Origin of the sequence: Clostridium magnum DSM 2767 (genome assembly GCF_001623875.1) — a bacterium.
GTDB lineage: Bacteria > Bacillota > Clostridia > Clostridiales > Clostridiaceae > Clostridium_AM > Clostridium_AM magnum.
Genome location: NZ_LWAE01000005.1, coordinates 136,831 through 151,395 on the forward strand (window position 1 = coordinate 136,831; position 14,565 = coordinate 151,395).

At 30.1% G+C, this 14,565-nt stretch carries 11 protein-coding genes and 2 pseudogenes; 10 read left to right on the forward strand and 3 right to left on the reverse strand.

Features of this window, described 5'->3' with window-relative positions; translation table 11 throughout:
- Positions 1-108 precede the first annotated feature (108 nt).
- From CLMAG_RS19585 to CLMAG_RS19600, 5 genes and pseudogenes are all read left to right on the forward strand, one after another.
- Positions 109-402 (forward strand): annotated as a pseudogene (locus CLMAG_RS19585) (glutathione peroxidase); the annotation flags it as partial.
- Positions 402-578: pseudogene (locus CLMAG_RS30995) on the forward strand (thioredoxin reductase); the annotation flags it as partial. The pseudogenes CLMAG_RS19585 and CLMAG_RS30995, both read left to right, overlap by 1 nt.
- Before the next feature lie 63 nt (positions 579-641).
- A complete protein-coding gene (locus CLMAG_RS19590; protein WP_066626536.1) occupies positions 642-1,181 on the forward strand; it encodes a glutathione peroxidase in 540 nt (179 codons plus the stop codon).
- A gap of 265 nt (positions 1,182-1,446) precedes the next feature.
- Positions 1,447-1,839 (forward strand): YgaP family membrane protein, encoded by a 393-nt coding sequence (locus CLMAG_RS19595; protein WP_066626538.1) that lies wholly within the window; start codon positions 1,447-1,449, stop codon positions 1,837-1,839.
- A 115-nt stretch (positions 1,840-1,954) separates the two neighbouring features.
- Positions 1,955-2,743 carry an arylamine N-acetyltransferase family protein gene (locus CLMAG_RS19600; protein WP_066626540.1) on the forward strand — a complete coding sequence of 263 codons (789 nt, stop codon included), beginning with the start codon at positions 1,955-1,957 and terminating at the stop codon, positions 2,741-2,743.
- 193 nt (positions 2,744-2,936) lie between these two features.
- Here CLMAG_RS19600 and CLMAG_RS19605 read toward each other — a convergent pair whose 3' ends face one another.
- Positions 2,937-4,727 carry a GGDEF domain-containing protein gene (locus CLMAG_RS19605; RefSeq protein WP_066626541.1) on the reverse strand — a complete coding sequence of 597 codons (1,791 nt, stop codon included), beginning with the start codon at positions 4,725-4,727 and terminating at the stop codon, positions 2,937-2,939.
- A gap of 503 nt (positions 4,728-5,230) precedes the next feature.
- Here CLMAG_RS19605 and CLMAG_RS19610 point away from each other — a divergent pair.
- Complete coding sequence (locus CLMAG_RS19610) at positions 5,231-7,015, forward strand: methyl-accepting chemotaxis protein (RefSeq protein WP_066626542.1); 1,785 nt, start codon at positions 5,231-5,233, stop codon at positions 7,013-7,015.
- A 150-nt stretch (positions 7,016-7,165) separates the two neighbouring features.
- Here CLMAG_RS19610 and CLMAG_RS19615 read toward each other — a convergent pair whose 3' ends face one another.
- Together CLMAG_RS19615 and CLMAG_RS19620 are read right to left on the reverse strand one after the other, a co-directional pair.
- A complete protein-coding gene (locus tag CLMAG_RS19615) occupies positions 7,166-9,304 on the reverse strand; it encodes an RNA degradosome polyphosphate kinase (RefSeq protein ID WP_066626543.1) in 2,139 nt (712 codons plus the stop codon).
- 20 nt (positions 9,305-9,324) lie between these two features.
- Complete coding sequence (locus CLMAG_RS19620; RefSeq protein ID WP_066626544.1) at positions 9,325-10,875, reverse strand: Ppx/GppA phosphatase family protein; 1,551 nt, start codon at positions 10,873-10,875, stop codon at positions 9,325-9,327.
- A 342-nt stretch (positions 10,876-11,217) separates the two neighbouring features.
- Here CLMAG_RS19620 and CLMAG_RS19625 point away from each other — a divergent pair, with 342 nt between their 5' ends.
- The 4 genes from CLMAG_RS19625 (at position 11,218) to CLMAG_RS31005 (ending at position 14,467) form a co-directional block, all read left to right on the forward strand.
- Entirely contained in the window at positions 11,218-12,732 is a 1,515-nt protein-coding gene (locus tag CLMAG_RS19625; RefSeq protein WP_066626545.1) for a Ppx/GppA phosphatase family protein, read from the forward strand.
- 90 nt (positions 12,733-12,822) lie between these two features.
- On the forward strand, positions 12,823-13,410 hold the full coding sequence (locus CLMAG_RS19630; protein ID WP_066626547.1) for an HD domain-containing protein: 588 nt from the start codon (positions 12,823-12,825) through the stop codon (positions 13,408-13,410).
- Positions 13,411-13,713: 303 nt separating this feature from the next.
- Complete coding sequence (locus CLMAG_RS31000) at positions 13,714-13,908, forward strand: PHP domain-containing protein (RefSeq protein WP_082832009.1); 195 nt, start codon at positions 13,714-13,716, stop codon at positions 13,906-13,908.
- A 157-nt stretch (positions 13,909-14,065) separates the two neighbouring features.
- Positions 14,066-14,467: a PHP domain-containing protein gene (locus CLMAG_RS31005; RefSeq protein WP_139264136.1), complete on the forward strand. Its 402-nt coding sequence runs from the start codon at positions 14,066-14,068 to the stop codon at positions 14,465-14,467.
- Positions 14,468-14,565: the final 98 nt, after the last annotated feature.

Sequence of the window (14,565 nt, forward strand, 5' to 3'; positions counted from 1 at the left end):
TTTAATAATAATTTAGTATAAGCAAAAAATATAAAATTTATTTAGTTAACATTTAACTTTGTGCTTACAATTTGTCCTTTTCAAGTTTAGATGATTTTGGGTTTTTAATGTAATCAATTTGCCAAGCAGGATCCAGGAACTAATGAAGAAGTAAATAAATTTTGCACACTAAATTATGGTGTTACTTTTACTATGTTTGAAAAAATAGATGTAAATGTAGATAACGCTCATACATTATTTAAATATTTAACTAACGAAGCAAAAGGGATTTTTAATAATAAGATAAAGTGGAATTTTACTAAATTTTTAATTGATTCTGAAGGAAATATAATCAAGAGATATGCACCAACAGTAGTGCTTTCAAAGATAAAAGAGGATATTAAAAATTTGGTTAATGTATAATAATTGCTTATAACAAACATGATGAAGCTGAAACTAACTTCATCTCTACAATTGCATCAAAAGTGTATTATATACCTATGTATAAGGACATAATAGAAGTGGATAAGTCTATAGAAATCATAAATGATATACCAGCGAAAATCTCAGGTGAAACTTTTGTAAAAAAACTAATACTTTAGCAGCCTTATCTGCAGTAGCTTATTTAGATCAATTTAAAAAATAGAAAGGCAGAGATTAATATGATATATGATTACAAAGTAAAGGATATTAAAGGTAATGAAATTTCCATGAGTGAATACAGGGGGAAAGTGCTTTTAATAGTTAATACAGCTACAGGCTGTGGGTTTACACCGCAATATGATGGGCTTCAAAAGCTATACGATAAATATAAAGATAGCGGCTTTGAAGTACTGGATTTTCCAAGTAACCAATTTTTTGAGCAGGCCCCTGGAGAGAACGAAGAAATTTCCCAGTTCTGTAAGATAAACTTTGGAACGACTTTCAAAACTTTTGGTAAGATTGATGTTAATGGCGAAAATGCAACTGAATTATATAAGTTCTTAAAGGCAGAATTACCAAAGGCTGAGGAAGATGCTGCATCAGAAGGATTATATCAAAAATTACAAGAATATGGCTTTAGCACAACAGGGGATGACATTAAATGGAATTTTACTAAATTTCTTGTAGATAGAAATGGGAAAGTTGTTGCTAGGTATGCACCAACATATGAGCCGGAAAAATTGGATGAAACCATTAAAGATTTACTTGAAGAAAAATAAAATTAAAGGCTTGGAAAGTTTTTATGTTAATAGCCTGCCTTTGCGAAAGTGTTATTTGTTGTTTAAAAGGCATGGATGTGGTGTAGTAAGTTTAAACTACATCACATCTTTTTATATTGAAAAAGTTCTATTTGAAATCAAATAAATTCCATAGCTTACCATTTTTTCTGAATTTTCGATTAAAACTATAAATTAAATTATATTATTTAAGAGCATAATATAATTAATGTATTTTCAGTAGAATATTATTTTTAGGAGGCAATCTATGAAATCAATTTTTCCAGATACAACAAAAAGAGTACAGATGCACACTAATGAGCGAGTAAACAATAAAATCAAGGAACAGACTTTTGCAAATATTTGCATGTATCAGGATAAGAGTGAAGATGAAATTGTTTATAGAATAAAAGAGTTAGATGCAGAATGGGATATTGAAAGGGTCTTGGAAGCCAACGCAGCTAGCGCTGTAGTTATTAGTACAATATTGGGTTTTACAGTAAATAAAAAGTGGTTTTTGGCAACAGGGGTAGTTGGAGGTTTTTTGCTTCAACATGCACTTCAAGGCTGGTGCCCACCGGTTGAGTTGTTTAGAAGAATGAGAGTAAGAACTAGCTCAGAAATTAATTATGAGAAAGAAGCACTAAAAAATTTCATTTGAAGTAGTAGAGGAGTTTACACAAGTTTGTAGAATAAAGAGAATTAGTAGGAATCTTGTATAGAATATCATATCTATAACTTATAAGTATGAGTATAAATTAAATGGAGGTGGAATTGTGGCAGATAATTTATTTAATATTAGTGATTATCTTAAGAGAATAAAATATGACGGGAAAACAGACATTTCCTACGAAACTCTTTATAATCTACACGTAGCCCATACATTAAACATACCTTTTGAAAATCTGGACGTATATTATAGAAGACCAATATTGCTTGATAGAGAGTCTTTATATAAGAAGATTGTAGAGAACAGAAGAGGGGGATACTGCTTTGAAATGAACGGATTATTCTCTTTTATTCTTAAAGAATTGGGATTTAAGGTAACAGACCTATTGGCAAGAGTGGAAGTAGGTGGAAAGTTTTTTTCTCCTAAAACACACCAGGTACTGATGGTGGAAATCGGCGAGAAAAGATGGTTAGTGGATGTTGGCTTTGGAAGGAATGGTATTATTGCACCTCTATTATTAGAGGAAGGATTAGACCAACAGCAGTTTAACCATACTTACCGACTAATTAAAGATCCAAAATTCGGATATGTATTACAAGAAAAAGTGGACAATAAAAGTATTTATATGTATGCTTTCACGTTGGATCAGTGTTACCCTACAGATTATCTTATGTCCAACCATTTTACCTCTAGCTTTCCTGATTCACTCTTTCTCAAAACCCAATTTTGCACAATGCCAACAAAGGAAGGAAGAGTTGCACTAACCGGAGAGCATTTTAAGATTATTGAAAATGGACGGGTTTCTGAGAAAAAAATATCCAATAATGCTGAGTTTAATGAACTGCTTAAAAAACATTTTTCCATAGATTTAGATTTAATTAAGCTGCAGTTTTGAAGTAAGTGTAAGCTGAGGTGATTAAATTATCACTATTTATAGCAGACTAATAATAAGAAGTTAACAAAAAGCCTGCATTCTAGATTTAAAGAATGCAGGCTTTTTTGCTTTAATAATAAAAACCAGGGAAAAAATGAACTGTCTTTACAAACAAAAATAATATAAAGCAGTTCATTTTTTTATTTAGTTAAGTTTAGTCAACGGTCTTTATTAAGTAGCAGCTTCCCTTAATGAATTTTGCTTCTTTTTTTATCGCCGCTGTAAATAATCCAACTTCTTTTGGATCTGAGAAGCTATTTAAGGCACCATATATACCTGCAATTGAAAGAGAGGTAATTGGAAATACATCTTTATTTCCACGTCTATCTGTTGCTTCAACATACTTGTTATGCCTATCTTTCTCATTAAAAAAATTTAAAATCCCCATATCAAATTTTTTTATTATATTTTCGCATAATTTTTCACATTCTTCAATTGGATTTTCTATTATACCAACAAAATCATCTCCACCTATATGTCCAATAAATCCATTGTAAGGAAAACGTGACTTTATTTCAGAGTGTATTAATTGAGCTGTGTATTTAAGAACTCTGTCACCATTTTCAAATCCATAAGTATCATTATAAATCTTAAAATTATCCAAATCAAAATAAAGAACACTGCACGTACGTTTAGCTTCAATTATATTATTTATGTTGTTTTGTATAACTGTGTTACCTGGTAATTCAGTAAGTGGATTAAGTTGTTTTGCGTAATTACACTCCAATGTAGTAGTATAGCTAAGTAAGGATTTTATAGAAACAATACCATAGTACTTGCTATTATTAGTTATAATAACATAGTCATATATATTTTCTGTTTTTCTAGCCATAGACATTTTCGAGACTTCATTAACTGGTGTACAATAATCTACTATTAAAGGATTACTGTCCATCACTAATGAAATAGGACGTCTTGTAAAAACAGCTACGCCATATTGTGTGGCAAGAGCAGAATCTAGTGAGTGTCTCATGATAAGCCCTACTGGTATATTGTTATTATTTACAATACAGGCTCCTGTAATATCATTATCATCAAAATATTCTTTAATTTCTTTACATTGGGTTGTGGGGCTAAAGGCCTTATCTCGTCTTACAATTTCGCCTATAGTATTGTATTGGTAACTATAACAAATGTTATTTTTTAGTTTATTACACCTTATAATAAAATCCTTAACGGAGTTTGATATATCTAAAAATGTCCCTGCGGGTCGTCCTATAAAGAAGCCTTGTCCAGCATATACACCTAGATTTATTAATGTTTCTAGCTCTTCTTCCGTTTCTATGCCTTCAGCGATAAGTTTCATATTGGTTGATTCTGAAAGCTTAACAAAACATTCTATTAAAGATTGCTTAAAGGAATCCTCATTGATGTTTCTAATTAAATCCATATCAATTTTTATAAAATGAGGCTTTGTTTCATTAAGCATCTTAAGACCCGAATAACCAGAACCAGTATCATCAATGGCAATTTTATAGCCTTGATCTACATAATTGCTCAAGGCTTGCTTAAAGCCTTTATAATCTTCTATACAAGTCTTTTCAGTAATTTCGAATATTATACACTCAGGTGACATATTATGCTGAGCGAGAAATTCCTTTGTAAATCCTTTCTTAAATTTTTCATCCTTAAATATATGGGGATCTACGTTTATAAAGAGATACTTGTTCTTTTCAATATTAGCTGCTTTTTCAATAGCTTTAATTCTGCATAATTGCTCTAGTTCCCAAGTTTTATTATGAACCTGAGCAGCTTTAAATAATTTGTCAGGCGTTTGCAGTGGTGAATCTATAGGGCCTCTGCTCAAAGCTTCATAACCTATAATTTTACCATCAGAAAGTGAAACGATAGGTTGATAGACTGTAGAAATGTTTTTAGTTCTAATTATACTCTTCAATTCTTCCACCTCGGTATAATCTGAAATTTTAACTAATGGATTTATCATACTATAATCTCCTTGTATAATTTTAAATAAATCATTGTGTAAGTAATTCAAATATATATAGAATAAACACGTGAATTTAGCATATCAATATTCCTTTGGCTTGTGACTTATGTACAATGGGGGCAACTTAATTTTACTAATACAAGTATGTTATCAACTTGTTCCATTTTATAGTATAAAAGTAAAACAATAATAATGTAATTGTTAAATTAGTGTTAAATTTGTTAGTCTATTTATTTTTAATATCAAATATATATGAACAATATATTTGATTCCTCGATAGAAAAGGGGGTACTTAATACAATGGATTTTATTCTTGTATTCAAAAAATGTATAAGGTATTGTCGAAGTTTATTAAAAAATTGGATAATGGATACATTTAACATAAACTTAAAGAAGAATAAAAGATTGGTAGATATAATGAATAAATAAGTATAAAATAGGCACTAGCAATGAAAGGTTGGTGTTACATGTGGCAAAATATTTATTTGGGGGGAATTATAATGAGACAGATAAAGTTTAAGATCTTATTATCATTTTTAGTTACATCTTCAATATTTATCATACTTTCTGGAGGTTATAGTGTAGCAAATCTTGTACAATTGAATAAAACTGAAACTAAGGTCATAGAAAAATTATTATTTGATAATTATAATAAAATGATTAAAAGTGAAGTTGAAACAGCTATCTGTGTATTAAATACATACTATGATAACTATAAAGAGGGTAAGATGACTGAAAAAGAAGCACAGGAGGCTGCAAAAAAGGAAATTAAAAAATTGAGATATGATAAGGATGGATACTTTTGGATTGATGACATAACTGGAGTACTTATTGCACATCCAATGGTTCCTGAACAGGAAGGAACAAATAGAAATAATATTAAAGATGCAAAAGGAATTCAATTAATAAAAGAGATTATAAATGCTGCAAAAGATAATAAAAACTCCGGATACACAAGTTTTATGTGGCAAAAACCACAGGATGTTGGTAGTGACAAATCAAGTCCTAAAATAGCTTATTCTCAGCTGTTTAAACCATGGAACTGGGTAGTAAGTACTGGAAATTACGTGGATAATATAAATTTAATAGTTGAAAATAAGCGTTTGGAGCTTAACAACAATCTGAAAAGAGATATTATGATTACTACAATTTTTGTAGTTCTTTCGTTATTTGTAATTGTAATCGTTAGTTTAATTATAAGCAAAAAAATATCTGAGCCTATTGTTAAGTTGGCAAAAGCTTTTGAGAAGGATGACAATGGCCAGATTAGTATAAAGGAGATAAAATTAAATTCTAAGGATGAAATTGGCTTGCTTACTAATACCTTAAATGAAATGGTGTTACAAGTTAATAGTTTCATAAATGGGGTTGTTAAAGAAGCCAATACTGTTGCTGATTCTGCCAATACTGTTGAAGTTAACACCTCTTTATTAAATAAACAAATAGATGAAGTATCCTTGATAACTCAGGAGGTATCAGCTAATATGGAAGAAACAGCAGCATCAACTGAAGAGATGAATGCTTCTGTATCAGAAATAATGGCAGCCGTTGACTCCATTTCAGCAAAAGCTCAAAAAGGAGTAACGTATGTTAAAGAAATAGGTAGTAGAGCAAGCAGTATAAAATATAATCTTAATTCCACCCTTGAAAGCGGCACACTAATGTTAGATGGGACAAAAGAAAAGGTAAATTGTGCTTTAGAGGAAGCTAAATCTGTAATGCAAATCAAGGAGTTAGCAGATGCAATTTTGCAAATTACAAGGCAGACTAATTTGCTAGCTTTGAATGCAGCAATTGAAGCTTCACGAGCTGGAGAGGCAGGGAGAGGATTTGCTATTGTTGCTGAGGAGATTAAAAAACTAGCAGAGGACTCAAAAAATACTGCAAGTAAGATTCAGAGTATTATTAAAATAGTTATAAGTTCCGTAGATAACCTATCAGGAAGTTCAACTGAACTTTTAAGTTTTATAGATACAAATATAAAAAATGATTATCAACTTATGTTAAAAGCTTCTGACGATTATAATAATGATGCAAAACACCTAGATACATTAGTTTCCGAATTTAGTACTACAGCAGAAGAACTACAAAGCTCTATACATAATATGATGAAAGCAATAGATGAAATTACCTTAGCTACAAATGAAGGGGCATCAAGTACAACTAATACAGCAGAAAGAGTGATATTTATAACTGAAGAATTACAGGAACTTCTATCACAGGTAACTAAATCAAAGGAGTGTTCTCAGAATCTTAAAAGTTTGGTGTTAAAATTTAAATTATAAGTTCATTTAAAATCCAATATTAAAGGGAATGTCTAAAATTTTATAGATTTTACAATATATAATATTTATTTCAAAATATTTAATACTATACCGTTGTATATAAAATCTGTTATCAGACAATCCCTTTAATACATTTTTTAAAATATTCTATTATTCTATAGAATGGGCTAGTCTGGGCTTAAAGCCATTTTCAATCCAATATTCTTTATTATATTGTAACTGTGCTTGCTCCTCATAATTATTTTTCATTGCAATGTTGTAAAAAATTTTCTGACTGTCTATGTTTTCTTTTCCTCTTCGATTAATTCTAGTATAAGTTCCATCAGTGTTTAATATCCTAGTCTTTACTGTATCTGATAAAGAAATATCTAAAATCTCTTTTATCTTAAACAGAGCAGCTTTGTCTTCAACTGGGAACAACAGCTCTACTCTTCTATCTAAATTTCTATTCATCCAATCTGCACTGGACAAATAGATTGTTTCATTTCCATCGTTATAAAAATAATAAATACGGCTGTGCTCCAAAAGTCTTCCTACAATACTTCTTACAGATATATTTTCACTTATTCCTGGAATACCTGGTCTTAGACAACAAACTCCCCGTACAATCAAATCGATATTTACTCCAGCACTTGATGCTTTGTATAAAGCCTCAATAATTTCTGTATCTACTAAAGAATTCATTTTAGCAACAATTTTAGCAGCCTTTCCCATATTTGCATTTTTTGTCTCTTGAGATATCATGTAAAGAAAACGCTCTCTCAAATTTAAAGGTGCTAAGCTCAATTTATACAAATCAGTTGGATGAGAGTGGCCTGATAACATATTGAATATAGCAGAAGCATCTGATCCTAGATAGGGGTTTGTAGTAAGTAAGCCCAAGTCTGTATATAATTTAGCGGTGACATCATTATAATTACCTGTACCTAAATGAACATAGCGCTTAATTCCAGTTTGTTCCCTGCGAACAACAAGTAATATCTTACAGTGGGTTTTAAGGCCAATTAGGCCATAAATCACATGACATCCGGACTCTTCTAAGCGCTTTGCCCAAAGAATATTATTTTCCTCATCAAACCTTGCTTTTAATTCAACTAAAACTGTAACTTGTTTACCTTGCTCTGCCGCTTTAATTAAAGCTTTTATGATAGGAGAGTTTCCACTTACACGATATAAGGTCTGTTTTATTGCTAAAACATTTGGATCTACAGCTGCTTGTTTTACTAAATCAATAATTGGATCAAAGGATTCATAAGGATGGTGTAGTAGAATATCCTTTTGTGAAATTGCTTCAAATATATTCTTTGCTTTTAAAAATTCATATGGAAGCTGGGGCTTCATAGGAGTATATTCTAGATTTTTATATCCTATTTTTTTTATAAGTTTCATTAAAAAGGTTAAATCAATAGGACCATTAATTTCATACTCTTGATCTTTTGAAATTTCTAGTTCTTCTTCAAGGATATTAAGTAACCTTTCGTCAATACCACTTTCAAATTCAAGTCGTACTGCATTTCCCCATTTACGCTGTTTAAGTGATTCTTCGATTGCTTCCAATAAATCTTCTGCTCCTTCTTCATCTAAAGTTAAATCAGCATTGCGTGTAATACGATAGCAGCTTGAAGCTACGATTTTGTGACTAGTAAACAGTGAATTTAAATTCATTTTAATGATGTCTTCTAAAAACACAAAGGCTTTTCCGTTATCATAAGGAACTTCAATAATTCTTTCCAATACTGAAGGAACCTGGATAGTAGCAAAAGTATATTCATTAGTATCTTTACTTTCTTGCAGCAATAAGCCAATATTTAAGCTGCGGTTTAAAATCAGTGGGAAGGGTCTGCTTTGATCAACCACCATAGGTGTAAGTACGGGATAAATATTCTTTAAATAATATTCTTTAATGTATTGGCATTGTTTTTCATTAAGCTCTTTAGATTTCAAGAAAAGAATATTTTCTTTCTTTAGAGCTATTTTCAAGGAACGGTTATAACAATTTAATTGATCATAAACTAGCTTATGAACCCGCATAGAGATCTTGGCCATTTGTTCTATTGGGGTTAATCCAGCAGCATCTGGTTTGTTAAATTTCGCTGCAATCTGATCAGATAAGGAACCTACACGAATCATAAAAAATTCATCTAAGTTAGAACTCACAATGGATTCAAATTTTAACCTTTCGAAAAGGGGATGACTAGTATCCTGAGCCTCTTCTAATACTCTTTGGTTGAACTCTATTAAGCTTAATTCTCTATTTATAAAATTTTCAGGTGAATGATAAATACTCATTTTTTTCTTCCTTTCTAAGATTATATCAATGGTTTTACTCCTAATACGTCTTCGAAAAAATCTGAATTATTTATAAAGTTCCATTCTTCTAAAATAATATCTTCCTCGGCGCTTAAATTGAAATAAAGTAAATCTTTATCCTCTAACAATTTTAATTCTTTTATTTTTTGCAGGTGGGATATATCCAATGCTTCTGCCAATCTTAAAATAGCGGATAAAATAGAAACGGTCATTTTATCTTTGTCACATAATATATAATAATTTTTGTGAGATTCCTTTGGGATTTCTTTTGAATGATATCTTGCCACACTGGCAGTTAACTGTAGATCTCTATCAGAAAATCCTATAATATTCTGGCTTTGAATAATATTATGGGATTGAACACAGTGGTTAGAAGCATCTACAAAAATTCCTACGTCATGAAGAATAGAGGCTACCTGTAAATAAAGTCTTTCTTTTCCTCCAAGTTTATGGAGTTTTTTAGTTTGGTCAAATATAGATAGAGCAATGTTTTCAACAAAAGCTGCATGCTTTTTATCAATTCTATACTTTTCGCCAATATGCCATATAGAACTAATAATATGATTTATGGATTCTTTTCCCTTATCAATGTCAAGTAACTCCTCCGCTAAGTCATATAAGATAACTTCTCTTAAAGATACCATTGGAACTTGTATATTTTTAGTTTTGGTTATCTTAAGAAAACAATAGAAAATTAGAATTGAAGGTAAAATCAGCTCCGCAGTTTTATAAGAAACACCATATGCAAATGTTATTTGATCATTTGTCATGTTTTGAATGTTTTTATACAGTTCTATGAAATCTTCTCTCTCTATAAAGTTTTCCTTTTCCATAAAATCCTCTTGTTTATTTAAATTATTCTTTGTCCTTATAATGTTAAAAATAGTTCTTAGTTCTCCTCCAAGACCTAAAAAATACTGAATATCAAGATTTTTTATGGTAGATTTTATTGAATAAAGTTTGCTTTCTATGAACTGCTCCATTATTGCAGGGAAATCTATTGTTTTTGACTCCAATTCACCTAGGGTTTCTCTAAGGCGCAAAGATCCTATCTTAGCCTGTTCAGTAAATTTTAACTGTCCTTCCTCAAAGATTGATACTTCAACGGCTCCTGATGTAATATTCACAATCAATGCTCGGTTTAAGCTACTTAAATTAGAACTGTGGCTAATTGTCTTTAACATAAAAAAACGTTCCTCAGCAGTATTAATACATTCCACATTTAATCCGGTTCTAAGTCTGAGCTGCTCTAAAATATATTGCTTATTTTCAGCTTCTCTAATTCCGCTAGTAGAAATAGCTTTATAAAATTTTACATTATAATCTTTTATCAATTGGGTAAAGTTTTTTAAATAATTACAGGTTTCATGCATAGTTTTCACAGAAATTTTCCTTGATGCAAAGGTATCTTTGCCTATATTTGTAGGTTTTATTACATTTTCAAGAATTCTTATGTTTTTATCCGTACTAATCTCTGCTATACTCATTCTTAAATAATTAGATCCTACATCAATGGCAGCAATAGTTTCTCCTATTTTAATTTTTGTCATAAAACTTCCCTTTCCTTCAAATGTAGATTTTTCATATTATGTCACATATGTCTTTCTTATGATAATTTTAATATATAACTAATTTAATTATAGTATATTTTAAATTTTTATGTTGTAGGTTCTGTATATTTAAAATATAGTTAACGGAGGGTTAACCTAATATTAACATAGTATTATGGTGTATTAGCTTAACTAAATTGTTGCAAATATCTTAAACATTCAATAAAATTAAAGATAAGTTTATTGATATTTTATGTTTGTTATTATGAAATATTATAGAAAGTGGATATGTACTTAAAAGCAATTAAGGTATTTTAGGATAACAAAGGAAAGGAGTAGAAAATGAAACGAATAGCAATTATTGATATAGGGTCAAACTCAATACGATTGGTATTGGTACAGATTAATAAAAGTGATAGTTTTAGTGTAATAGATGAGGTAAAGGAAACTGTACGTCTTGGAAAAGATATGACTATTTATGGAGGATTAAATCCTTCAAGGATTGAAAAAGCTATAAAAACATTATCATTTTTTAAATGTTTATGTGAAGCTCAAGGTGTAACAGAAATTATAGCAGTAGCAACAGAAGCAGTCCGTAAGGCATCCAATCAAGTAGAGTTCATAAATAGGGTTAAATCAGAATTAGATATAGAAATTCGAGTATTGCCAGGTACATCAGAAGCTTACTACGACTACTTTGGCAATATAAATAGTATGGATATTTTAAACGCACTTTTAATAGACATTGGTGGTAGTAGTACAGAACTTATTTGGGTTGAAGATAGGACTTTGAAAGCTTCTATTAGTCTACCTTTTGGTGCAATAAATTTGACAGAAAAATTCTCCTTACATAAAGTTATGGATGAAGAAACAGAGAAAGATTTAAAAGACTACATACTTTCTTCTTATAAAGAGATACCATGGTTAAAAGAAGTAAAAAATGTTCCTTTAGTTGGCATAGGTGGTACAATCAGAAATATAGCAAAGATAAGTCGAAAAAAGAATAGATATCCTATACATAATCTCCATAATTATCAAACTACTGCAGAAGAAGTAGTAGAAATATATAATATGGCAAAGATAAAAGATCAGGGCGAACGGAAAAAGATAAAAGGATTGTCAAAGGAAAGGGCAGATATATTTTTAGGTGCAGCTGGTGCCGTAGTTACTTTGTTTGAGTTTCTAGGTTTAAAAGAACTGTATGTAAGTGGATGTGGACTTAGAGAAGGGATTATTTATGAATATATTTTGCAAAGCAATCTGCCACTAGAGGATGTTCTAGGTTTTTCAATAAATAATCATATATTAAACCATGAGATGAATCTACATCATGCTCATCAAGTATGGAAACTTACTGAGTGTTTATACAATGATCTTAAGTCAATATTAAATATAGATAAAGATTACTATAAGATTTTAAAAACAGCTACTCTTCTTCATGATTGTGGAATACGTGTAAGCTATTATGATCATCATGCTCATTCTTTTTATATAATTGCAAATTCTAAAATTAATGGCTTATTACATAAGGAACAGCTAATGGCCGCATACGTAGCAGCTCTTCATAGAAAAAATGATTTTAAAGTAGATTTAGAGAAATACGAAAGAATAATAAATGAAAAGGATATAGAAGTTATTGAAAAGCTGGCAATACTAGTACGAATTTGTGAGAACTTAGACAGTGGTGTAAATAGTAATATAAGTAGTATATCCTGTGTTATAGAATCAGATACTGTAATTATAAGTGTTAAATCTAAAACAGACCCTATTTTAGAAATAAGTCAGGCTCTAGATTGTGCTGCGTCCTTTGAAAAAATCTTTGGTAAAAAGTTAATTATTCAATCAAGTGCTTCCTAGCTTAAAATGGAATTAACTTGTATGGAGTCTTACATATTTCTCCTGATGGTTTCATATAATATGAATAATTTATTATAAAAGGAGAAAGATATGTTAAATGTCCACAGCTATTTAAGTGAAAATGAAGTGCTTAAAATTATAGAAAAATATAATGTTCATAATATTTTACTCCATGAAAAAAAGGTAGCATCTTATGCTGTTGAGTTGTTTGATTTTATAAACCAAGATTACAAATTTTCAACGGAGGATAGAGATTTTTTAAAGTATAGTGCACTGCTCCACGATATAGGATATTTTATCCATAAGGAGAAGCACCATAAGCATACAAAGTATATTATATTAAAAGAACCTATCTTAAATAAGCTTCCTGCTGAAACTCGCGTTCTTCTTGCAGCAGCAGCAAGTAGTCATGGAAAGTCTATTGATAAATCCATAGAACTTTGCTCAAATGAATTAAAGGTTAAATTACTAAAATTAATAGCTTTATTAAGAATGGCAGATGCTTTAGATCACACACATAATCTTAATGTTTCTTTAGAAGGAATTAAAGTGAAAAATGAAACTTTTAAAATTAAAATTTCAGGCCAAGGTTCCCAATATGTATTGAAAAAGTTGAAGAAAAAATCTGATTTGTTTTCTAAAGTATATGGAATGCCGGTATCAGTAAAATGTTCTTGATTAGATATCAAGGCTTCATATGCTGCATCATGTATAGCAAATAGATATTCAAAGTAAAAGAATATATAATGGTTTACCCTTTTAATTATATAGAAAATAAGCATTAGTACAGATACTAGTGCTTATTTTATTTTTTGAAAGAAGTGAGATATACTAAATATCTATATAAGCTAAAAGTTCATAACCTGTTGGCGTAACAATAGTGAATTTTAATATGTAATTTACAATCATATAACAGGAATTCAATATATTACAGTTATTATATAAATGAAGAGTAGGATATCCAAATGAAGGAGGTCAAAAATGAATTATTTATATGATTATCACATTCATACTACCTATTCAATTGATGGCAAAAATACTATTCTTGAAGTGTGTAAAAGTGCAGTAGAAAAAGGATTAAAGGAAATTGCTATAACAGATCATTTTGAACCGAAAAATAGGAGTGGAATTGAGTCAACCTCATTTGTTTTTAGACTAAAGCCAATCAGTAGTTAAATCAATACCTTATGATTATGTAATTGGTTCTGCTCACAAGCTTCCTGAAGGTACTGATTTTAGTGAAATTAATTATAGTAGAGTATGTTTAGAAGAGGTTTGTGAGATTTATCTTAATCAAGTAAAGAAACTTGTAAGCCAGGCTGATTTTGATTGAGTGGGTTATATTGATTTAATTAAGAGATATAGTATAGATCAGTATAGAACAAGAGTAACCTTGATGACTCAGCAGGAATTGATGAAGGAAGTTTTTAAAATTCTTATTTCAAAGGGTAAGGGCATTGAAATTAATACATCCGAATTAAGACAAGCACCAAAAGAAACAATGCCAGGAATAGATGTATTAAAGCTTTATCGTGAACTTGGTGGAGATGTGTTAACTATAGGCTCAGATGCACATTATGCTCAGGATGTATCTAAAGGTTTAGACATAGCTATAGAAAGTGCAAAACAAGCAGGATTTAAATATTTAACATTATTTAATAATAGGATACCTGAGTATATTAGGATAGATCATAACAATGATTTCTATTATATTAGTAATAAAAAAATTATATAGAATTCCTATAAAGCTTCTTATTGCAAGGAAGTTTTATACTGAATTGAGTAAATCTGCCTTTTGGCGGTTTTTTTGAGCTTTTTTATCTGAGAAAACCA